We start from the raw sequence: 20,775 nt of genomic DNA, 5'->3' as shown, positions 1-20,775 counted from the left end.
TGTAATTGGTGTAGTTCCACCAATCACACGCCTCCCACAAGTTAATTAATCAACGCCTGCAAAGGAGCTGGGATTCTTCCACCACGGCTAATGAGTTTTTCCGAACTAAATGGGTTTACGCCCATAACAGGTGCACGACCCAATAGACCACCAAATTCGACCATTTCCCCTTCTTTTTTCCCAGGAACAGGAATAACACGAACAGCTGTTGTTTTCTTATTAATCATGCCAATCGCAGCTTCGTCAGCAATAATCGCCGATAACGTTGCAGGAGTAACATCCCCTGTTAGGGCAATCATATCGAGTCCGACGGAACATACACAGGTCATTGCTTCGAGTTTTGATAGTGTTAGGGCACCTTCTTCAATTCCACGAATCATCCCGTTGTCTTCGCTAACAGGGATGAAGGCCCCGCTTAAACCACCAACATAAGAGCTGGCCATAGCTCCACCTTTTTTCACAGCATCATTCATTAAAGCAAGAGCAGCGATTGTTCCATGAGTTCCAACTCGTTCTAACCCAATTTCTTCAAGGATTTCTGCAACACTATCGTTCATGGCATTTGTTGGAGCTAATGATAAATCCATGATTCCAAATGGTACACCAAGACGTTCAGCAACAACACGGCCTAGTAATTCTCCAGCGCGAGTAATCTTAAAAGTAGTCTTCTTAATAACATCAGACACTTGACCTAAGTCAGCATCGGGATAGCGTTTCAATGCATTTAGTACAACACCCGGTCCACTAACACCAACGTTGAGAACGACTTCCCCTTCGCCAGCACCGTGAAAAGCACCAGCCATAAACGGATTGTCTTCCACAGGATTACAGAATACAACGAGCTTGGCACATGCAATTCCGTTCTGGTCCTTTGTTAGCTCAGCGGCATTCTTGATAATTTCTCCCATTTGGCGAACCGCATCCATATTAATTCCCGTTCGTGTTGTAGCAACGGAAATAGATGCGCATACTCGTTCAGTAACGCTAAGGGCTTCGGGTAGTGCGTCAAGTAACACTTGATCTCCTTTTGATATTCCTTTATGAACGAGTGCCGAATATCCACCAATAAAGTCTACCCCTAATTCCTTGGCTGCGCGGTCGAGGGTTTTCGCTAATTCAATTGCTTCTTCCTTCGTTGCATTTCCAAGAATTTCAGCAATAGGGGTAATAGAGATACGCTTATTAATAATAGGGATTCCATACTCTTTTTCTACTTGCTCAGCAACAGATTTTAAGTTGCTTGCATAACCAGTAATTTTTTCATAAACTCGTTTATTTAATTTGGAAAAATCGGAGTCAGCGCAGTCTCGAAGGTTGATTCCCATTGTCACAGTTCGAATATCTAAGCTCTCCATTTGCACCATTCGTATCGTTTCTTGTATTTCCGCAAAAGCTATGTTCATCCTCAATCTCTCCTTTTACACTCGGTGCATTGCTTGGAAGATATCTTCTAGCTGAATATTTATTTTCAAACTGAGTTCTTTACTAGTTTCTTCAAATTTTTCATGTAATAAGTCTAAGTCATCTAGCTCTGACACATCTACTAACATCATCATCGTAAAGAAATCTTGTAGAATCGTTTGGCTTATGTCGAGTACATTGATATTGTTTTCTGCTAAAACTGTTGTTACCTTCGCGATAATACCAACTTGGTCCTTTCCAATGACACTCACTATTGCACGTTTTTGTTCCATACTAGTCACCTCTATCGTGTTTTTAAAAATAAAAAAAGATTGGATTACATCCAATCTCAAATAGGCAATAGAATAACGAACAAAAATCATCCTGTTACTCTCCTGTCCTTTTGCCTGAGATTGTGAATCCTTCGGCGCCGCTTATGCGGACTCTCCAGAAGCTGCTCCCGCTATAGTTTTATCCATAGCATTCACCGCGTTTTATTAAAGTGTGTGTTCAAAAAGGAGGATAAAAAGGATCGAGAAGTTCGAGGCGGCGTAGCTTTGAGTACCGGAACGTATACAGGTAATACGTGAGGAACGTAAAAGCAGGCCAACGAAGAAATTCGATGTGTGAATTTTACCGGACTTTTTGAACAACCTATTAAAGTGTTAAAGTGATAGTATCAGTTTTTCCCTAACTAGTCAATTTAGTTCATAAACTTCAATATATCGTCATAATTTGAAATTGCAATCAATATATAAAAATATACTGTAAAAAATTCAAATTATTTGGTAAATATGATACTATTTGATTATTGCGTATGTAAAACATAGAAGGTGAAGTATGGAGTATGTGAAAGATTTACGTAAATTAGTAGGAACGAGACCATTAATTTTAGTTGGTGCAGCAGTTCTAGTATTTAATGAAAAGGAAGAGTTGTTGTTACAACAGCGACCAGACGGTGAGTGGGGATTACCAGGAGGACTAATGGACTTAGGAGAATCGCTAGAAGATACCGCAAGAAGAGAGGTTCAAGAAGAAACTGGATTACTTCTTGGAAAACTTAGGTTTCAACGCATATTCTCTGGACCAGAGTTCTATATCAAGTTACCAAATGGAGATCAATTTTATTCTGTAACCGCTCTCTATGAATCAAATGATATAGTAGGAGGTTCTTTGAAAGTAGATGGAATAGAATCTATACAGGTGTCCTACTTTCCTATCGAGGAACTTCCGAAAGAGATGAAGAAAAATTTTCGTACATATATAGAATGCTATCTAAAGGGATATAATTAGAAAGAAATTATATGTAATCTTTGAAAGAAAGACAGTCCATTTACCTAAAAAAGAGTAAGAGAAATAACATTACATTTCTTTATACTTTAAAAAGGAGCACTGTAAACATGCAAAAAATTTACATTGTAAGACATTGTCAGGCAGAGGGGCAGCCACCAGAATCTTTGCTTACGGAAGATGGGGTTCAACAATCCTTTGCTTTAGTAAAATTATTTTCAAAGATTCAAATTGATCGTATAATAACAAGTCCATTTCAAAGAGCAATTGATTCAATTAAGCCTCTTTCTGAGGATAGAGACATGGATATAGATATAGACCCAAGACTTTCTGAAAGAATTTTGAGCACGGAAGATCTGGATGATTGGTTGGAAAAACTAGAACGAACCTTTGAAAACATGAATATAAAGTACGTAGGTGGAGAATCCAGTGAAGAAGCATTAAGTCGTGTGGTAAGTGTCATAGACGACATCGTGCAAAGTGAAGATGAATCTACTGTAATCGTTACTCACGGAAATTTAATGGCATTATTATTATATTATTTCGATCATAAATTTGGTTTTGAACAATGGAAACGGTTATCAAACCCAGATGTGTTTTTATTAACTTTAGATAAAAAAGGTGTGAATGTGGAAAGAATATGGAAGGAATAACATATTCTTTCCACTATTTTTATGCAGTTAATTATACATAGTAGCTACTATCGTATACAATATAGGGGATAGAGAGTACATGTGATAACTGAGGTGTGTAAAATGAGTCGATATTGGAAAATAGGTCTATTTGTTTTGTCTTTCATTATATTTTTAACTGCGTGCGGTGATTCAAATAATCACCAACATGGTTCTCAACCGGAGCTTAATTTTGCTCCACTAGAAGTAGAGATTATTGCTCCTGAAGAAGCAGATCCTTTTGAAGATGTGATATTGCAAGCCTTTGTTACTCAAGGAGATGAAAAGGTGAACGATGCTAGTGAAGTGTTGTTTGAAATTTGGCAGCGTGGAAACAAAGACGAAAGTGAATTTGTGGAAGCTGACTTAACAGAGGAAGATGGAGTCTACGAGATCGTCTATCAATTCACCGAAGAAAATCTTTATTTTATTCAACCACATGTGACAGCGCGTGACATGCACGTGATGCCAGTGGGCGAAATCATCATTGGTGATGTACCTGAAGATATCTTGGACGAAGATCATGAAGAGCAGGGTGGTCATCATGATCATGGCGATCACGGTCATGAATCTCATGGTGGCGATCATGGCCACCACGAACTTCATGAGCACATGAACGTGGAGTGGAAATCTGCTGAAGAAGTTTCAGTAGATGGGGAAGTAGACCTTATTGTTGCAATTGAGTGGCATGGAAGTCCTTGGTCAAATGGAGAAGTAAGATTTGAAATATATCAGCACGGTGACGAAGTTCATCAATGGCTAGATGCAGAAGAAGTGGAGAACGGAGTATATTCTCTAACACATCGCTTTGAGGACGCGGGTGACTATCATGTTGTCATTCATATAGAAGATGATGAATTACACGAACATGTGGAGCGGAAAATTATTGTGGTAGACTAAATCGTTTAAGTGTTGACCCATGGTTCCTTTAAGGAACCATGGGTTTTTTGGTTAAAAGATAAGAAACCTTTTTGAACTTAGAAAGTTGTCTAGCTCCAGGCGTCATCGGCTCTTCGTAATCTCGTTTGCAAAGATACATAGAAGCATATTCACTTCAATTCCCGAAGGAGCGGAAAGAAGGTGGCAAGGGGAATCGAAAGTCCACTTCAATTCCCGAAGGAGCGGAAAGAAGGTGGCAACGGGAATCGAAAGTCCACATCAATTCCCGAAGGAGCGTGAAGAAGGTGGCAACGGGAATCGAAAGTCCACTTCAATTCCCGAAGGAGCGGAAAGAAGGTGGCAACGGGAATCGAAAGCCCACTTCAATTCCCGAAGGAGCGAGAAGAAGGTGGCAACGGGAATTGAAAGTCCACATCAATTCCCGAAGGAGCGGAAAGAAGGTAGCAACGGGAATCGAAAGTTCACTTCAATTCCCGAAGGAGCGAGAAGAAGGTGGCAACGGGAATTGAAAGTCCACATCAATTCCCGAAGGAGCGAGAAGAAGGTGGCAATGGGAATCGAAAGTCCACTTCAATTCCCGAAGGAGCGGAAAGAAGGTGGCAAAGGGAATCGAAAGTCCACTTCAATTCCCGAAGGAGTGGGAAGAAGGTAGCAACGGGAATTGGAAGTCCACTTCAATACCCGAAGGAGCGGAAAGAAGGTGGCAATGGGAATCCCAATTTCCAATTCATTAACATGATCATTTGACTTAACTTGTATATACAAATTACAATAGAATTACAACAAAAACTAATCCCACACCAAATTTTACTTTTGAGAAATGAAATGTAGGGCATGACTAAAATAGGTCACCTTATAAGAAAGAGAGACAAATAGTGTTTTCAGTATGGAGGGTATGCTATGAACATGAACGAATGGTGGAGAAAGTCCGTCGTTTATCAAATCTATCCGAAAAGTTTTAACGACACAACAGGCAATGGTGTAGGAGATATTCAAGGGATAATCGACAAATTAGATTATTTAAATGAACTAGGCGTAGATGTGATCTGGCTTACACCTATTTATAAATCACCCCAAAATGATAATGGTTACGACATAAGCGATTATTACAACATCCACGAAGAATATGGCAAGATGGAGGATTTCGATAGGTTACTAGAGGGTGCACATAATCGCAACATAAAAGTAATCATGGACATCGTGGTGAACCACACTTCCACAGAACATCAATGGTTCAAAAAGGCTGCTTTATCAAGAGACAACCCATACCGTAATTATTATATTTGGAAAGATTCAGTGGACGGAGCAGAACCAACAAACTGGGAGTCCAAATTTGGTGGCTCCGCTTGGGAATTCGACGAAAACACAGGCCAATATTTCTTACACCTTTTTGACGTAACACAAGCTGATCTCAACTGGGAAAACGAAAGTGTTCGTGACGATGTGTATGACATGATGCACTATTGGTTCCAAAAAGGAGTGGACGGCTTCCGACTAGATGTAATTAACTTAATCTCCAAAGATCAGAGGTATCCAAACGATGATGGCTCTACCCAACCAGGAGATGGTCGCAAGTTTTACACCGACGGACCACGGGTGCACGAATTTATGCAAGAAATGAACAAACAAGTTTTTTCCAAATATGACGTCATGACTGTCGGAGAAATGAGTTCCACAACGATAGATCATTGCATTCAATACACAAACCCTGAACGAAATGAGCTCAGCATGACATTCAACTTCCATCATTTGAAAGTGGATTATCCAAACGGAGAAAAGTGGACAAAGGCTCCTTTTGACTTTCAAAAGCTAAAACAAATCCTTTCCACATGGCAAGTGGAAATGAATAAAGGTGGCGGCTGGAACGCCCTATTCTGGTGCAACCATGACCAGCCAAGAATCGTAAGTCGCTACGGAAACGACGAAACGTATCACAATAAATCAGCCAAAATGCTCGCAACAACCATACACATGATGCAAGGAACCCCGTACATTTACCAAGGGGAAGAATTCGGAATGACCAATCCGAAATTTGAATCAATTGACCAATATCGCGACGTAGAAACCTTAAACATCTATAAAAAAATGAAAGAAGAAGGCCGCACAGAACAAGAAATCATGGAAATCATCAAAGAGAAATCCCGTGATAACTCACGAACACCTGTGCAATGGAACAGCACAGAGCACGGCGGCTTCACAACGGGCACACCGTGGATCAATGTCACAAACAACTATAAGGAAGTTAATGCAGAGCAGGCAATCTATGATCCAGACTCCATATTTTATTTTTACAAAAAGCTCATTCAGCTCCGAAAAGAGTACGACATCATCACCCACGGAGATTATCAACTCCTGCACGAAGGCGATAAACAGCTATTTGCATACATTCGCGAATACGACGACGAAATACTCTTGGTAGTCAACAACTTCTACGAAGAAACTGCCAAATTTACTTTTTCAGGAAAACAAAAGTTAGCGGACTATCACTGTGAACTAATCCTATCGAATTACGATGATTCTGAAGCAAACCCATCTCACATAGCGTTACGACCGTATGAGTCGCTTGTTTATCATTTAAAGAAAGAATGATACACTTATTGATGGTGATGCAGAATGAAAAATAAATATCTTCAGATTTATCAGGACCTTGCAGACGATATTCGTAAGGGGAAATACGCTCCACAATCGAAACTTCCATCAGAGCATGATTTTATGGAAATGTTTGATACATCGAGAGAAACTATTCGAAAAGCATTAACGCTTCTTGCACAGAACGGGTTTATTCAAAAAGTGCAGGGGAAAGGTTCCATTGTTTTAGATGCGAAGAAATTTGATTTTCCTATTTCAGGTCTCGTCAGCTTTAAAGAGCTTGCCGACCAATTAGGAGGGAACCATCAAACCCATGTAGAGAAGTTAGAGTTAGTTACACCGACTGTTGAACTTGCAACGACCCTCAAACTCCCAACAAAGGGAAAGGTATGGGAGGTTCATCGAGTAAGGGAAATCGATGGAGAGCGAATTATCCTGGATAAAGACTTTTTTAACCAAGAATATATTACTACACTTACGAAAGAAATCTGTAAGAATTCTATTTATGAATATATTGAAAATGAATTAGGCTTAAAAATAAGTTTTGCGAAAAAAGAAATTGTTGTCGTTGAACCAACAGAAGAGGATAGAGAATTGCTGCATCTCGAGGGATTTTCCAATATCGTCGTTGTGAAAAATTTCGTCTATTTTGATGATGCAAGTATTTTTCAATATACAGAATCTCGCCATCGACCAGATAAATTTCGTTTCGTGGACTTTGCAAGACGAACACATCAATAAAAAAGGGGCTGGAAAAGTTGAAATACAACTCTTTCAGCCCCTTGTCTGTTGTTGGGTGATTTTATTAACCTGTTTTCTTCTTTAATTCTTTCACAATGGAATGTTTCAAAGTTCGGTCTTGAATCATTTCTTTTAACCAATCCTTTGGTGCTTCACCAGTTTCCTTTTTCACACGGTTGAAAAATTTCCCAAGTACATGACGTAAAACATTGGAATAATATATATGATCCATTCGTTTCGCTGTTTGTAATAGCTTCTCAATCAATGCTTGTTCTTGCATTGGAATATGTTTTACTGCTTCATAAAGGAATTCTTCAACAATGTCCTTGTGGTCATGACTTAAATAGTAATTGGAGATTTCATCAATCAGTTGTGGCTGACTTTCAATATGCTTTCCTAATATAGGGATAAGAGAATCGAATCTGTGTAGAGTTAAAAATTGGAAAGACTTTACTGGGTTTGCTTCATCCACAGCAATCCTTAGTGCGTCTATAATTAAGGAGTTTTCTGATTTACCTTCTGTTATTTGAAGAGTCAGAAGACGAGAGGGCCATAGGTGTTTAATATCTTCTAAATGCTCATCTATTAGATGTTTTTTGATGTGCTCGTTTTTCATTTTTGCATCATCTACGGATTTTAAAGAGTCCCTCAAATCGTCTTGAGTAACTTTATGACGTTTTTTTCTTTCTACGATTTGTTTGTATCTTTCTAATGCTTGAGCTGAATCTTCTGTTGTTTTGTTAGACAAGTAGAAAGAATCAAGGAATTTCCCATCATGATTAATGACTGCAAAAATAACCGGGGCATCTTGATCAAACAAGAGGACATTCTTCTTTTTTTTGCCGCTATGTTCCTCATATTTCACGACATAATAACGTTGATTTGTTCCATCCATAAATACTTTTTTTCCTAACAAGCAAGGCGTTAATGAACTCATACGCTCACCTATCCTTTCATTAATTCATATTTTTTACAGTTCAGTACGTGTATTGAAATGTGTACTTACTTTTACAATGGAGTTGAATGAAAGGAATTTTCTTAGATGTATGGTTCTTTGAATCATGCATCCTTCCGAATCACTAAATAAACGATAAGGCCAACTACAGGGAAAAATAATGTGCCTATTAAAACAACGATACTGAATTCTTTACTATTTCCATGCCGCAATGAATCTCGATAAGCCCAAATACTTGTAACGATGTTAAGTATAAATAACCCTAGGCCGATCAAGAGAAACAAAAATAGAAAAACTGGAAAATCCACCATCATCATTTTGATCTATTCCCCTTATATAAAAATTAGTTACACTCTAATGATACCTTTAATTTCTTCTTTTGAACACCGAAAACGAAAAGAAAGTTTATAGTGTCACAATATTTTAAAGGGGGAGGGGATCTTACATGAAGTTTTTCTTTGATAAAAAAAGCGAAGTTCTTTCATGATTGCAAAGAGGAACCATGAAAAAGCTTCGCTTTTAATTATATATTATCTTTGTGTACTCTTGTATCTGCTGCTTTTGCACGTGCTTGAGCTTCACGATCTTCTACATCAGCAAGTTCCTCGGAATACTCTTCCTCAATGTTTACAGAGATGTCTTCTGTGTCTTGATTGTTTGTATTAGTGCGATCTTTTTCATTATGCATAGAAGGTCACCCTTTCATCTGGTTGTTGGAAAGCTAGATTATAAATTTCCTTTTGAACGGTTAAAAGCTCGATCAGCAGCTTTAAACTCATGTTGATATAATACTTCTTGAGTTTTACTTAACACTTTTCGCTCGTCTTTAATCTTTCTTTTCTTGCTTTCCATTTCGCTCACCTCATTGTTTTATTGTCCTAACTAGTATGACCATCAACAGGAAAAGTTATACAAATGTCGACACTTTTCACATGCAGTTTTGGCTGGAGCTTCAAGGAGCACGAACGGAGAAAAGAAAGAAGAGTTGGAGTTGCATGATCGTGGTGCAATAGTTGCGAGACAATCCCAAGATTGGAAGTGGAATTGCCTCGTCGCCGCAACATCGTCATAAAGAATGAACATAAAGTACTCTATGATAATAAATCTTTAATAGCTGGAGTCAACTCAGGAAATTGGAACTGAAAATTCGCTTCTTCTAATTTTTTCGGTAAAACACGCTGGCCTTCTACAACCAACACGCTCATTTCGCCTAATGCCACACGCAGGAAGAACCCAGGAACAGGTGCCCAGTATGGGCGTCCTAACTCAGCAGCAACTGTTTTACCAAACTCTTTCATCCGTACTGGATTTGGAGCAGTTACATTAACAGGGCCTTCTAATTGCTTGTTTTCTATGCAAAAAATAAGTGTGTTTGCTACATCTTCAATGTGTACCCATGACATCCATTGTTGACCAGATCCTAAGTTTCCTCCAATAAACAATTTGAAGGGAAGTAACATTTTTTTGAGTGCGCCTTCATCTTTGTCGATCACCATTCCGAATCGGGAGAATACCACACGCACGTCGTCCGATGCCTTTGAAGCTGTATTTTCCCATTCACGAACAACCGTAGCTAGAAAATCACTGCCGGGATGACTGTCTGCCTCGGTAAAGGTGTTCTGTATGGATGTTCCGTAAAAACCGACAGCAGATCCATTTACTAGTACTTCCGGTTTCTTTTTAAGGGCTTTAATAATTCGCACAACTTCGTTTGTAGCTGAAATTCTGCTTTGTAAGATTTCTTCTTTCTTTGCTTTCGTCCAACGTCCACTATTTAAATTTTCTCCTGCTAGGTTTATGAAAGCATCAATTCCTTCTAGCTCTTTCTCGGGCGTAGAGCCTTTAGACAACCATTGAACAAACTGAACACCTTTTTTTTGTTTATTGTTAGGATTTCTTGTCAAAATATAAACGTCATGATTCAATTCAATTAATTTCGAGCTAACCGTTTTTCCTATGAATCCAGATCCACCTGCGATTGCAATTTTCATAGAAACCCCTCCTCATATAGCTAAATTATATACACCACATTCCCTTTTTAACAGAAATACGAAACATTTTTTCAAGGACCAGCTCTTACACAGACTCTGATATACTTGATAGGTTAACCACTTATTGAGGTTACGGATTTTCAGTAGACTTCCATCAAAGTGATTATTTCACCATGGAATATGAAAATACTCAATGAGTATTGATAGTATTTTTAACTATATATGCAATGGGCGCAGGTCCACGAACTCCGGTGGGAAGCAGAGTAAAGGCGAGACACCGCAGCGACGGAGTCGTGAGGAGGCTCAGCAACTCCCCACTGGAAAGGAGTGGGCTGAATCGAATGGAATAATAAACAACAAAGTTAGTATTACTAGATAGTCTGTGATACGTATTTTCAAGGTAGATATGATAGTATAAGGAGGAGGTGAGAGCATGCCCATAATATCCAAAATAACAATTGCTAAAAAAAGAAAAGATAGATTTCACGTATACATAACAGATCCAAAATCCAAGGAAGAGCAGTACGGTTTTACTGTCTCAGAGGACATTTTAATACGTCGTCACTTAAGCAAAGGATTAGAATTGTCGGAAGAAGATATTGAAACAATTCGCTCGGAGGATAATATAGATAAAGCTTTTCAAAAAACGCTAAACTATCTTTCCTATCGGATGCGCTCGGAAAAAGAGGTATTGGATTATCTAAAAGATATGGATATCCCAAACGAGAAGGCTCTACAAATTTTAGACAGACTAAAGGAGCTACAGTTTTTGGATGATCAAATGTTCGCTAATGCTTTTGTTCGAACGAAAAAAAACACACAGAAAAAAGGTCCTAAGCTTATTGAGCAAGAATTGTATGAAAAGGGAATTTCTCAAAAACGAATTGATGTAGCACTTCAAGAATATCCGCTACAAGAACAAATAGATAATGCGATTGCTGTTGCAATCAAAAAATCTTCTAGTTATCGTTCTGATGGTCTACGCATGAGAAAACAAAAGCTATATCAATTTTTGCTTCAGAAAGGATATACTTCCAATGTTATCAATGAGGCCATAGAGGTTAGTTTGAAAGAGCAAGATGTAGAAGATGTTGAATGGACGGCGCTGAATAAGCAAGGAGAAAAGGCACTTAAGAAGTTTAGTAAATATGATGAGTGGGAACAAAATCAACGGATAAAGCAGCAGTTATATCAAAAGGGCTTTACTATGGATTTAATTGACCGTTGGCTTCAGGGAAATAAAGAGAGATGAACTACATTTTTCATAAATTAGGGTGGAATAGGGGAATGTAACAAGTATGTATAGAGGTCTCTTACATGCTTTTTATACATAAGAAATACTTAACCTTCTAAAGGGGTAAAGCATAAAACCTATGTTGTTGCTATTAAGTACTTTGCGATAAGCTAAGTATTTAATAGATTTTACATAAAGAAAGGAAATGGATATGAAGACGATTGTAGCACTCACTCCTATTATATCTGTCATGTTATTTCTTGTTGTATTTCGATTTCCAGCAGTGAAAGCAATGGCAATTAGTCTATTTGCAACGGCTGTATTAGCTGTAGTTTATTGGCAAGTACCGTTTCAAATTATTGCAGCTTCCATGATTGAAGGCATCATTGTAGGTATTTCTATTTTATATATTGTTTTTGGGGCGATCTTATTATTAAATACGTTAAAACTTTCAGGAGCAATAGACACGATTCGAACGAGTTTTATGGGAATAACAGGGGATCGGAGAGTTCAATTAATTATTATTGCCTGGCTATTTGGTGCATTTATTGAAGGGGCAGCAGGATTTGGAACACCACCTGCAATTGGTGCTCCTTTACTTGTAGCGCTTGGTTTTCCACCACTAGCTGCAGTGGTTCTAGCGTTAATTGCTGATAGTAGTCCTGTTTCTTTTGGGGCTGTTGGTACTCCCGTAATTGTCGGGATTGATCAAGGGTTGCAGGAAGGCGCAACAATAACGCAAGTTGCTCAATCGTATGTAGCGGAAAGCGGAGGTATGTTTTTTTTCCTTCGAGAGATAGCTGCACAAGTGATGCAAATTGACATTATCGTTGGAACAACCATGCCTCTAATAATTGTCGCTATGCTTACTCGTTTTTTCGGGGAAAACAAATCATGGAAAGAAGGACTAGCTATCTGGAAATTTGCCATTTTTGCTGGTTTAAGTTTTACTGTTCCAGCTTTTCTCGTTGCTACGTTTTTAGGACCTGAATTCCCTTCTATCTTTGGTGGATTAGTGGGCCTAGCTATTGTGGTTCCAGCGGTGAAAAAAGGATTCTTGTTACCAAAAGAGGAATGGGATTTTCCTAAAAGAGAAAACTGGCTTGAAGGATGGATTGGTAATTTAGATGCAAATGATACGGATATGAAACCAAGAGTTCAATTGTCACTAGTAAAGGCGTGGATTCCTTACTTGCTTGTTGGCTTTATTCTTGTTTTAACACGACTAGAAGTTTTACCTTTGAAAACATTCCTAAGAAGTATTCAAGTAGGCTGGTCTGATATTTTGGGTTCCAATATAAGTGCAAATTTAGAGCCCTTTTATTTACCAGGCTTTGTTTTTCTAATCGTTGTAATTTGTACAATATTTATTCATGGAATGAGCGGTAAGATGGCCATGGCTGCATTTACACGTTCAGGTACAGCGGTTGTAGGAACTGCAATCACACTATTTACTGCCGTTCCTATGGTGCGAATTTTTATTAATTCAGGTGTAAACGAAAGTGGATTGCTCAGTATGCCACTTGAATTAGCGAACACAGTATCTGCGTTAATGGGAGGAGCTTGGCCTGTCGTTGCTCCATTCATTGGTGCGTTGGGCTCGTTTATCTCTGGTAGTGCAACCTTTAGTAACATGATGTTTTCTTTGTTTCAGACGAGTGTTGCGGATCAAATCGGAGCTGACCCTCGGCTTATCCTTTCCCTACAGATATTAGGAGCTAATGGAGGTAATATGATCTGTGTTCTAAACGTGGTTGCAGCAGCTTCTGTAGTTGGACTTGTTGGAAAGGAAGGAACGATTATAAGAATGACCATCGTTCCAATGCTCTATTACGCGATTTTTACAGGGGTAATAGGCTTAGTGTTGTCGGTGTTGAGGTGATGACACTCTTAGGGGTGGAAAAAAGTACTTTGTTTTCCATATGTCATTGGGTTTTAGCGGAAATGGAAAACAACGTGCGTTTAATTTCCGTTAAGAGCTGGGATGAGAGCAGAAATGGAAAAACACCCGAAGTTTTCCAAAACAAAATGCAAATTCCTTTTCCACAATTTGTTCTCCATTTATAATATGATTAAATGGGACTACAAAGTTTTAAGAGGGGGCCATAATGGATAAGAAATACAGTGAAATGACACACCAAGAGCTAATGGACGAAATTGCTCAACTAAAAGTAAAAGCACAAAAGGCCGAACAAATGGGGATGATCAACGAATTTGCTGTGCATGAACGTAAAATTACAATGGCACAAGCGTATATGATGGATCCATCTGTATTCAAGCCAGATGATGTTTATGAAATTAGGAATTCAGAAGCAGAAACATTTCGTATTGTTTATATGAACGGGGTATTCGCCTGGGGGCATCGAAATAATGGTCAAGAGGAAGAGGCATTGCCAATTTCCTTGTTGGGATCGAAAAAGTAGTAAAAAGCTTCTGGAGCAAAGCAGATGATTTGAAGGTAAAAAGTATCAAAAGGTCGGAATGACCCTTTGATACACACAACAAATCGAAGCTCTTACTCATTTTCTCTATGAGAAGATGCTTGCATTCTTTCCGCTGGATGAGTATTTATGGTTCCATCTGCTCTTCGTGAAGCATATTGAGCCTTTGCTCGTGGTACACCATCAATGTCCTTATGATGTGGAAAACCTTTTGCTTTATTTCGCAATGAAATACCCTCCTTCAATTGTAGGAAGTAACAAACTTCCATGGAAAACCACACTGTTTTTCCGAAAAAAAGTTTAATGGAGCATTTATAGTGTGCGATGCTTACAAAATAAAATGAATTGTAATTCTTGACAAGGGGGTTCAAAAAGGTGAATGATTATTTCGAAAGATTAACAAATCGGTTGTTGGAGCACAATGACAACATGTCTTACTCGGAAGCAAGAACGTGGATTGAACTCTTATGGGAAGATTTTGAATCCACTTACGCGAAAGCTGGACACAAATATAAAGGGAAAGATATGACAGAAAAAGTCTTATTAGAATGGATAGATCACTACGGACCTCGGCTTCATGAAGTGCTGCTAGAGAAGCCGAAATACCGTGAGTTGTTTGAAAAAAAACGTTTTTATCATTAAGAGGGAAAAGGGTGTCTAAAAGGTTACAATCAACCTTTCGGACACCCTTTTGTTAGGTGGGTATAAATTCCAATTTCCGCTGAAGTGTTTCTGTGTTATAAATCCATCCCGTATAAGAAGAGAGTATATTCAAGTTTGAATCAAGACGAACGATAGCGATAAAGGGATAGTGTCCTTTGCTGCGATATCGTAAATCAACAAATTTTACTGTATAGCCATGATCCTCTTCTGTAACTTCCCACCTATAGGCAGGGGAAAAAGATAGAAATGCTTTTAGGTTAGCATCGTCTTTACGTGCCGCATTGATGATTTCATCATCTGGTATTGGTTCAAATGGATATGTTTCAAAATACTGGACGTCTAAACCTCGCACCTTGGCAACATGCATTTTTTCCTTCGTTCGAATTACAACATGCCAAGAACTCCAACGGAACGTAGGTGAAATAAAGATATGAGTGGAATCAGGATGTTTTCTTTTTAACTCTTCATACACTTTGCGATGGGTCCAAATACGCCATAAATAATAGCCAATTATGATAATGTACATAGTAAGGAATGTCCAGCCAGGGTCTGATCCAAATCTCCACATGACAATACCTATGATATGTGCAATGAAAATGAAGGGATCAAAAATATTAATAATCCCTAATGCAATCCATTTATCTTGTATTGGTGCTAATGCTTTTGTTCCATAAGCATTAAAGATGTCGACAAACACATGTAAAAACACTGCTAAAAATGTCCACATAAACAAGTGGAATAGCTGAATATTTGGCATTAATGATCCTAATAAAAGGGTAATTGCTGTTGGCCAAATAAACAAAAATGGTATAGAGTGGGTGACGCCACGATGATTTCGGATGTAAACAGCATTATTTTTTAACTTCAAAATAGTATCAAAATCTGGCGCTTGAGATCCGACAATGGCTCCAATCATAACTGCTTGGGTCATAGCGGGGTTGCTTGAAACAACTGGATCAAGTGTTGCTAATCCTCCGATAGCGACCCCCATCACCACATGTGTTCCTGTATCCATTTTCTTCACTCCTTGATGATGAGAATGGGGTTTCTTGATACAATAATACAATGAAGAAGTAAATTGTATATGTAATTTAGATTTGAGCTTCGTAAATTTCCGAAACACGTGAACAATTTTCTATATCTTTATTATTACCCAAAATAGATAGTTTTCAAAAGGAGAATATTGAATGAATCAACAAATTCAAGTTTTTATGGAATATAAAATTAAGCCTGAACTCGTAAAAGAATACGAACAAGCGATGGAAAAAATCGGTGCAGAAGTTGGGGATTATGAAGTGACTGATTTCCAGTGGTATAAAGCAGCCGATCAAGGAGCTTTGTATGTAGAAATGTATAAGGTTCCTACAATGTCTCATTACAACTCTATAAAAAAATGGAGAAAAGACAAGGACCACCCTGTGTTTGGAAAACTAAACGAGTATGTGCCAGGTGGCATTGAAAAGGTACATTGCTGGGCATTTTTGAAAAAATAGAAAAATCACCTTTTTAAACATATGAGGAGGAACCAATAAGTGTCAACAAATGAAGTACTTACGGAGTGGAACATCGAAGAATTTCAACAAGACCTTCTAGAGTGGTACAACGAAAACAAACGTGATTTACCTTGGAGAAGAGAAAGAGATCCATATAAAATCTGGGTATCTGAGATTATGCTACAGCAAACAAAGGTAGCAACTGTTATTCCGTATTTTGAACGATTCATGAGTCTTTTTCCAACGGTGGAAGACTTGGCAAACGCGGAAGAAGAGAAGGTATTAAAGGCATGGGAAGGTTTAGGATATTATTCTCGCGCGAGAAACCTCCACCAAGCGGTGAAAGAAGTGAAAGAAACGTATGGAGGAAAAGTACCTGACAACTCTGAAAAAGTACATCAGCTAAAGGGTGTTGGCCCATATACGGCTGGGGCGATCTTAAGTATTGCCTATAATATTCCCGCACCTGCGGTAGATGGAAATGTGATGCGAGTATTATCGCGAATTTTTCTCATCGAAGACGATATTATGAAGGTCTCAACTCGGAAAAAGTTTGAGAGTATAGTTGTAGAAATTATTTCTCAAGAAGATCCTTCCTCCTTTAACCAGGCAATGATGGAATTAGGAGCAACCATTTGTACTCCAACTTCACCTGCATGTTTAATCTGTCCAGTACAGACTCATTGCAAAGCCCGTGAAGAGGGAGTGCAAGAATCCCTTCCAGTGAAAAAGAAGAAGACACCTCCAGTGGGGAAAAATATGAAAGCAGTAGTTATTACGAATGAAAAAGGACAAGTACTTATCGAGAAACGACCTGATTCCGGATTACTAGCAAAGCTTTGGCAGTTTCCAAATATGGAGTCATATGAACAAGGCATTACGGACCTTACTGCTTTTTTGGAAAAACAAGGTGGTGTTACTGTGGAAATAGGTCCAGATGTTGTCCAGAAGGTAAAACATGTTTTTTCCCATATAGTATGGGAAATTGATGTGTATGTAGGATCTCTTTCTAAGATCAGTGATGAAAGTAAGTTTTCAGAGAGCTCTATGGTGTTTGTCGATATGAATGATGTAGATCAATATGCCTTTCCAGTTTCGCATCAAAAAATTGCGGTAGGTGTTTTAGGAGGAGGAAAGTAAATGGATTTAGGATTGGAGAATAAACGAGTACTCGTTACTGGCGGATCAAAAGGTATCGGAAAAGGAATTGCGGAAGCATTTTTAGCAGAAGGTGCGAAGGTAGCAGTTGTAGCGAGAGGGAAAGAAGCGTTAGATAAAGTGAAGGGTGAATTCCCAGAGGTCGAGACGATATCAGCTGATTTGTTGGAGAAGTCAAGTCGGGAAGCAGCATTTCAACAATTTGTTTCTACGTTTGGAGGTATAGACATCTTAATTAATAATGTTGGGGGAAGTAATGGGTCTACAACGATGGAAACTTCCCTGGACTTGTTTGAGGAAGCGATGAATCTAAACTATTTTTCGGCGGTTCACTTTAGTCAGCTAGCTGTTCCATATATGAAGGATGCAAAAGAGGGGGCGATTGTAAACATTTCTTCTGTGTTCGGACGAGAATCAGGAGGAAAGCCCACGTATAATAGCGCAAAGGCTGCAATGATTTCCTTCACGAAGTCATTGGCTGATGAATTAATAACAGATGGTATTCGAGTAAATGGTGTTGCCCCTGGATCCATTCTTCACCCAACAGGAAACTGGCAAAGAAGGATAGAAGAGAATCCAGAAAAAATGGCGCAGTTTGTGAAAGATGAAATTCCTGCAGGGCGTTTTGGAACGGTAGAGGAAATTGCGGATGTAGTAGTTTTTTTATCTTCGAAACGAGCAAGCTGGGTAGTAGGCGCAACACTCAACGTTGATGGTGGACAGTCAAAGTCGAATTTTTAGGCTGGTGATTTGAGGAGGGGGCTCTCATGTGGAGGCTCTCTTTTTTTGAGAGGTTTTGACTAGGTCATTTTGTAGGCGCTACCGTGGTAGCGCCTACCGGAGTCGCAGGTTAAATCCGCGAGTAAGAGCGAGTATGAGGGAGCTTTTGACTAGGTCCATTTGTAGGCGCTACCGTGGTAGCGCCTACCGGAGTCGCAGGTTAAATTCGCGAGCATGCGCGAGTATGAGGGAGCTTTTGACTAGGTCGCTTTGTAGGCGCTACCGTGGTAGCGCCTACCAGAGTCGCAGGTTAAATCCGCGAGCATCCGTGAGTATGAGGGAGCTTTTGACTAGGTCCATTTGTAGGCGCTACCGTGGTAGTGCCTACCGGAGTCGCAGGTTAAATTCGCGAGTATGCGTGAGTATGAGGGAGCTTTTGACTAGGTCGCTTTGTAGGCGCTACCGTGGTAGCGCCTACCGGAGTCGCAGGTTAAATCCGCGAGCATGCGCGAGTATGAGGGAGCTTTTGACTAGGTCGCTTTGTAGGCGCTACCGTGGTAGCGCCTACCGGAGTCGCAGGTTAAATCCGCGAGCATCCGTGAGTATGAGGGAGCTATAACTAGATGCTATTTCAGCCAACCCTGATTGAGAATCTTTCAGTCAAAAACAGCCAACAATATTGTTCTACAGTGTGTTTTCTTTAGTTTACATAATCAAAAAGTAGCACCGGATTGATCGTTTTCGAATGTTTAGGTGTATCGGTGTGAAATATTTTGAACGAAAGTGAAAGAAAATGATTGATTTTTGAAAGCGTTACAATTATACTGAAAATACAAAGTGAGGAGAGGGATAACAAATGCTCACATTTGAGAGACAACAATTTATATTGTCATTGTTAGAAGAAAAGGAAATTGTGAAAATACAGGAATTAGTAGATGCTACCAATGCTTCTGAATCTACTATCCGAAGAGATCTGACTGAATTAGAAAACAGCAGACAGTTAAAGAGAATTCATGGTGGTGCAAAGCTAGTCGCAAACAAAATAGAAGAGCCAACCATTGAAGAGAAAGAAACGAAATATAATGCAGAAAAAGAAGCGATTGGGGAATATGCTGCTTCTTTGATTAAAAAAGGCGATAGCGTATTTATCGATGCAGGTACGACAACAAAGGCAATGATTCCATACTTGCGGGATAAAGATATCGTGATTGTCACGAATGGGTTAAACATCCTAACAATAGCATTGCAGAACAACATAAAAACCTATATTGTCGGTGGTTTAGTGAAAAGTGGCACCCATGCAATGATAGGAAGAGGCGCGATGGAATCGTTACAAATGTATCAATTCGATAAAGCGTTTATTGGAACAAATGCATTGGATGTGGTCCATGGTTTTACAACACCGGACCCAGAAGAAGCTCATGTAAAAGAATTGGCAATAACAAGAGCAAACAAAGCGTTTGTAGTTGCTGACCATTCGAAATTTGATGATTCGACTTTTTCGAAAATTGCGGATCTAACAAAAGCGACGATTATTACCTCTAGTTATGTAGAAGAGGAGATCATTGTGCCGTATGAAAAAATGACAGAAGTAAAGGTGGTAGATGTGAAATGATTTATACACTTACATTAAATCCATCTGTTGATTATATTGTTTCCGTTGAAAACTTTGAATTAGGGAAAACGAACAGAACATCATCAGAGATGAAAAATCCAGGAGGAAAAGGAATTAACGTTTCCAGGGTTTTAAACAACTTAAATATAAAAACAAAAGCTTTTGGTTTTGTTGGTGGCTTTACAGGTAGATTCATTAAAGACGCGTTACGAAACGAGCAAATAGAAACGGACTTCATCGAGGTAGATGGAGATACAAGAATAAATGTGAAATTAAGAACCGAGCAAGAATCTGAGGTAAACGGACGCTCGCCAATAATTCATGAAGAACAAGTAAACAAATTAAAAGAGCAACTTCAACATCTCGAAGCTGGAGATTACTTGATTTTAGCAGGAAGCCTTCCTGAATCTTTACCAAAAAACTTTTACTTTGAGCTAATGAATGAGCTTGAGGGAAAAGGCATCTACACAATTTTGGATACAAGTGGTGATGCACTATCTGAAAGCATACATGCGAAACCATTTTTAATAAAACCAAATCATCATGAGCTAAATGAGTTATTTGGAAAAAGTCACGAATCAATAGAAGAGATTGTGGAATCAGGCAAACAGCTAGTGAAACAAGGCGTTCAAAATGTCATTGTTTCTATGGCTGGAGATGGTGCACTTCTTATCAACGAAGAAAATGTACTATTTGGTAACGTGCCAAAGGGAACGGTGAAAAATTCCGTCGGTGCTGGTGATTCTGTAGTAGCTGGTTTTATCGCTTCATATCATCAACATCAGGATATAGAGAAAGCATTTCAATTTGGAATTGCTTCAGGTAGTGCTACAGCCTTTTCTGACGGATTTTGTACAGAAAAAAACATTAATGAGCTTCTCCAACAAATTTCTATAAAACATTTATAAAAAGG

The 20,775-nt window shown here is 38.9% G+C and carries 24 protein-coding genes and 1 riboswitch; of the genes, 15 read left to right on the top strand and 9 right to left on the bottom strand.

What is annotated here, in order from left to right; all coding sequences use genetic code 11:
- Nucleotides 1-41: 41 nt before the first annotated feature.
- On the bottom strand, nt 42-1,403 hold the full coding sequence (locus tag ACERII_RS18335; RefSeq protein WP_373644229.1) for a PFL family protein: 1,362 nt from the start codon (nt 1,401-1,403) through the stop codon (nt 42-44).
- Nucleotides 1,404-1,418: 15 nt separating this feature from the next.
- Nucleotides 1,419-1,694, bottom strand: coding sequence for an ACT domain-containing protein (locus ACERII_RS18330; RefSeq protein ID WP_373644240.1), 276 nt, complete (start codon nt 1,692-1,694; stop codon nt 1,419-1,421).
- A 92-nt stretch (nt 1,695-1,786) separates the two neighbouring features.
- A riboswitch (glycine riboswitch) is annotated at nt 1,787-1,862 on the bottom strand.
- 379 nt (nt 1,863-2,241) lie between these two features.
- Between ACERII_RS18330 and ACERII_RS18325 the strand changes: the two genes are divergently transcribed.
- The 6 genes from ACERII_RS18325 (at nt 2,242) to treR (ending at nt 7,592) form a co-directional block, all read left to right on the top strand.
- A complete protein-coding gene (locus tag ACERII_RS18325; RefSeq protein WP_373644228.1) occupies nt 2,242-2,694 on the top strand; it encodes an NUDIX hydrolase in 453 nt (150 codons plus the stop codon).
- A gap of 107 nt (nt 2,695-2,801) precedes the next feature.
- Entirely contained in the window at nt 2,802-3,344 is a 543-nt protein-coding gene (locus ACERII_RS18320; protein ID WP_373644227.1) for a histidine phosphatase family protein, read from the top strand.
- Between the two features lie 102 nt (nt 3,345-3,446).
- On the top strand, nt 3,447-4,262 hold the full coding sequence (locus tag ACERII_RS18315) for a FixH family protein (protein WP_373644226.1): 816 nt from the start codon (nt 3,447-3,449) through the stop codon (nt 4,260-4,262).
- A gap of 232 nt (nt 4,263-4,494) precedes the next feature.
- The gene (locus ACERII_RS18310; RefSeq protein WP_373644225.1) at nt 4,495-4,914 is read left to right on the top strand and encodes a hypothetical protein; all 420 of its coding nucleotides are present in this window, start codon (nt 4,495-4,497) and stop codon (nt 4,912-4,914) included.
- A gap of 248 nt (nt 4,915-5,162) precedes the next feature.
- On the top strand, nt 5,163-6,851 hold the full coding sequence (gene treC, locus ACERII_RS18305; RefSeq protein ID WP_373644224.1) for an alpha,alpha-phosphotrehalase: 1,689 nt from the start codon (nt 5,163-5,165) through the stop codon (nt 6,849-6,851).
- A gap of 24 nt (nt 6,852-6,875) precedes the next feature.
- Nucleotides 6,876-7,592 (top strand): trehalose operon repressor, encoded by a 717-nt coding sequence (gene treR / locus ACERII_RS18300; protein ID WP_373644223.1) that lies wholly within the window; start codon nt 6,876-6,878, stop codon nt 7,590-7,592.
- Between the two features lie 64 nt (nt 7,593-7,656).
- Here treR and ACERII_RS18295 read toward each other — a convergent pair whose 3' ends face one another.
- From ACERII_RS18295 to ACERII_RS18275, 5 genes are all read right to left on the bottom strand, one after another.
- Nucleotides 7,657-8,529: a hypothetical protein gene (locus ACERII_RS18295; protein ID WP_373644222.1), complete on the bottom strand. Its 873-nt coding sequence runs from the start codon at nt 8,527-8,529 to the stop codon at nt 7,657-7,659.
- 122 nt (nt 8,530-8,651) lie between these two features.
- The gene (locus tag ACERII_RS18290; protein ID WP_373644221.1) at nt 8,652-8,864 is read right to left on the bottom strand and encodes a PLDc N-terminal domain-containing protein; all 213 of its coding nucleotides are present in this window, start codon (nt 8,862-8,864) and stop codon (nt 8,652-8,654) included.
- 206 nt (nt 8,865-9,070) lie between these two features.
- A complete protein-coding gene (locus ACERII_RS18285; protein WP_373644220.1) occupies nt 9,071-9,235 on the bottom strand; it encodes a YfhD family protein in 165 nt (54 codons plus the stop codon).
- A 38-nt stretch (nt 9,236-9,273) separates the two neighbouring features.
- Nucleotides 9,274-9,399: a YfhE family protein gene (locus tag ACERII_RS18280; RefSeq protein WP_373644219.1), complete on the bottom strand. Its 126-nt coding sequence runs from the start codon at nt 9,397-9,399 to the stop codon at nt 9,274-9,276.
- Between the two features lie 239 nt (nt 9,400-9,638).
- Nucleotides 9,639-10,538, bottom strand: coding sequence for a TIGR01777 family oxidoreductase (locus ACERII_RS18275; protein WP_373644218.1), 900 nt, complete (start codon nt 10,536-10,538; stop codon nt 9,639-9,641).
- A 433-nt stretch (nt 10,539-10,971) separates the two neighbouring features.
- On the opposite strand from ACERII_RS18275, the gene recX reads away from it, so the two are divergent.
- The 3 genes from recX (at nt 10,972) to ACERII_RS18260 (ending at nt 14,195) form a co-directional block, all read left to right on the top strand.
- Nucleotides 10,972-11,790: a recombination regulator RecX gene (gene recX / locus ACERII_RS18270; protein WP_373644216.1), complete on the top strand. Its 819-nt coding sequence runs from the start codon at nt 10,972-10,974 to the stop codon at nt 11,788-11,790.
- 193 nt (nt 11,791-11,983) lie between these two features.
- Nucleotides 11,984-13,654, top strand: coding sequence for an L-lactate permease (locus ACERII_RS18265; protein ID WP_373644215.1), 1,671 nt, complete (start codon nt 11,984-11,986; stop codon nt 13,652-13,654).
- Between the two features lie 226 nt (nt 13,655-13,880).
- Nucleotides 13,881-14,195, top strand: a complete 315-nt coding sequence (locus tag ACERII_RS18260) for a YfhH family protein (protein ID WP_373644214.1) — start codon at nt 13,881-13,883, stop codon at nt 14,193-14,195.
- A 92-nt stretch (nt 14,196-14,287) separates the two neighbouring features.
- Here ACERII_RS18260 and sspK read toward each other — a convergent pair whose 3' ends face one another.
- Nucleotides 14,288-14,440 (bottom strand): small, acid-soluble spore protein K, encoded by a 153-nt coding sequence (sspK, locus tag ACERII_RS18255; protein WP_373644213.1) that lies wholly within the window; start codon nt 14,438-14,440, stop codon nt 14,288-14,290.
- Nucleotides 14,441-14,588: 148 nt separating this feature from the next.
- On the opposite strand from sspK, the gene ACERII_RS18250 reads away from it, so the two are divergent.
- Complete coding sequence (locus tag ACERII_RS18250) at nt 14,589-14,855, top strand: YfhJ family protein (protein ID WP_373644211.1); 267 nt, start codon at nt 14,589-14,591, stop codon at nt 14,853-14,855.
- Nucleotides 14,856-14,907: 52 nt separating this feature from the next.
- Here the strand turns inward: ACERII_RS18250 and ACERII_RS18245 are convergent, their stop codons facing one another.
- On the bottom strand, nt 14,908-15,891 hold the full coding sequence (locus ACERII_RS18245; protein ID WP_373644209.1) for a metal-dependent hydrolase: 984 nt from the start codon (nt 15,889-15,891) through the stop codon (nt 14,908-14,910).
- Nucleotides 15,892-16,063: 172 nt separating this feature from the next.
- Between ACERII_RS18245 and ACERII_RS18240 the strand changes: the two genes are divergently transcribed.
- From ACERII_RS18240 to pfkB, 5 genes are all read left to right on the top strand, one after another.
- The gene (locus ACERII_RS18240; RefSeq protein ID WP_373644208.1) at nt 16,064-16,369 is read left to right on the top strand and encodes a hypothetical protein; all 306 of its coding nucleotides are present in this window, start codon (nt 16,064-16,066) and stop codon (nt 16,367-16,369) included.
- Nucleotides 16,370-16,408: 39 nt separating this feature from the next.
- Nucleotides 16,409-17,509, top strand: a complete 1,101-nt coding sequence (gene mutY, locus ACERII_RS18235) for an A/G-specific adenine glycosylase (protein WP_373644207.1) — start codon at nt 16,409-16,411, stop codon at nt 17,507-17,509.
- The gene (locus tag ACERII_RS18230) at nt 17,510-18,268 is read left to right on the top strand and encodes an SDR family NAD(P)-dependent oxidoreductase (protein WP_373644206.1); all 759 of its coding nucleotides are present in this window, start codon (nt 17,510-17,512) and stop codon (nt 18,266-18,268) included.
- A gap of 835 nt (nt 18,269-19,103) precedes the next feature.
- Nucleotides 19,104-19,862 carry a DeoR/GlpR family DNA-binding transcription regulator gene (locus ACERII_RS18225; protein WP_373644205.1) on the top strand — a complete coding sequence of 253 codons (759 nt, stop codon included), beginning with the start codon at nt 19,104-19,106 and terminating at the stop codon, nt 19,860-19,862.
- Nucleotides 19,859-20,770, top strand: coding sequence for a 1-phosphofructokinase (gene pfkB, locus ACERII_RS18220; RefSeq protein WP_373644204.1), 912 nt, complete (start codon nt 19,859-19,861; stop codon nt 20,768-20,770). Before ACERII_RS18225 ends, pfkB begins: the two co-directional genes overlap by 4 nt.
- Nucleotides 20,771-20,775: the final 5 nt, after the last annotated feature.

It is taken from the genome of Evansella sp. AB-rgal1, assembly GCF_041820985.1.
Lineage (GTDB): Bacteria > Bacillota > Bacilli > Bacillales > Salisediminibacteriaceae > Evansella.
This window is presented reverse-complemented; position numbering and strand designations above follow the sequence as displayed.

What these genes read in the sequence shown, in the direction of transcription:
- ACERII_RS18285 (WP_373644220.1), bottom strand. Translation starts at nt 9,235, where the DNA reads ATGCATAATGAAAAAGATCGCACTAATACAAACAATCAAGACACAGAA.
- ACERII_RS18230 (WP_373644206.1), top strand. Translation starts at nt 17,510, where the DNA reads ATGGATTTAGGATTGGAGAATAAACGAGTACTCGTTACTGGCGGATCA.
- ACERII_RS18265 (WP_373644215.1), top strand. Translation starts at nt 11,984, where the DNA reads ATGAAGACGATTGTAGCACTCACTCCTATTATATCTGTCATGTTATTT.
- ACERII_RS18325 (WP_373644228.1), top strand. Translation starts at nt 2,242, where the DNA reads ATGGAGTATGTGAAAGATTTACGTAAATTAGTAGGAACGAGACCATTA.
- pfkB (WP_373644204.1), top strand. Translation starts at nt 19,859, where the DNA reads ATGATTTATACACTTACATTAAATCCATCTGTTGATTATATTGTTTCC.
- ACERII_RS18225 (WP_373644205.1), top strand. Translation starts at nt 19,104, where the DNA reads ATGCTCACATTTGAGAGACAACAATTTATATTGTCATTGTTAGAAGAA.
- treR (WP_373644223.1), top strand. Translation starts at nt 6,876, where the DNA reads ATGAAAAATAAATATCTTCAGATTTATCAGGACCTTGCAGACGATATT.
- ACERII_RS18295 (WP_373644222.1), bottom strand. Translation starts at nt 8,529, where the DNA reads ATGAGTTCATTAACGCCTTGCTTGTTAGGAAAAAAAGTATTTATGGAT.
- ACERII_RS18335 (WP_373644229.1), bottom strand. Translation starts at nt 1,403, where the DNA reads ATGAACATAGCTTTTGCGGAAATACAAGAAACGATACGAATGGTGCAA.
- ACERII_RS18245 (WP_373644209.1), bottom strand. Translation starts at nt 15,891, where the DNA reads ATGGATACAGGAACACATGTGGTGATGGGGGTCGCTATCGGAGGATTA.
- ACERII_RS18315 (WP_373644226.1), top strand. Translation starts at nt 3,447, where the DNA reads ATGAGTCGATATTGGAAAATAGGTCTATTTGTTTTGTCTTTCATTATA.
- ACERII_RS18260 (WP_373644214.1), top strand. Translation starts at nt 13,881, where the DNA reads ATGGATAAGAAATACAGTGAAATGACACACCAAGAGCTAATGGACGAA.
- recX (WP_373644216.1), top strand. Translation starts at nt 10,972, where the DNA reads ATGCCCATAATATCCAAAATAACAATTGCTAAAAAAAGAAAAGATAGA.
- ACERII_RS18320 (WP_373644227.1), top strand. Translation starts at nt 2,802, where the DNA reads ATGCAAAAAATTTACATTGTAAGACATTGTCAGGCAGAGGGGCAGCCA.
- ACERII_RS18330 (WP_373644240.1), bottom strand. Translation starts at nt 1,694, where the DNA reads ATGGAACAAAAACGTGCAATAGTGAGTGTCATTGGAAAGGACCAAGTT.
- treC (WP_373644224.1), top strand. Translation starts at nt 5,163, where the DNA reads ATGAACATGAACGAATGGTGGAGAAAGTCCGTCGTTTATCAAATCTAT.
- ACERII_RS18290 (WP_373644221.1), bottom strand. Translation starts at nt 8,864, where the DNA reads ATGATGATGGTGGATTTTCCAGTTTTTCTATTTTTGTTTCTCTTGATC.
- ACERII_RS18275 (WP_373644218.1), bottom strand. Translation starts at nt 10,538, where the DNA reads ATGAAAATTGCAATCGCAGGTGGATCTGGATTCATAGGAAAAACGGTT.
- ACERII_RS18240 (WP_373644208.1), top strand. Translation starts at nt 16,064, where the DNA reads ATGAATCAACAAATTCAAGTTTTTATGGAATATAAAATTAAGCCTGAA.
- ACERII_RS18280 (WP_373644219.1), bottom strand. Translation starts at nt 9,399, where the DNA reads ATGGAAAGCAAGAAAAGAAAGATTAAAGACGAGCGAAAAGTGTTAAGT.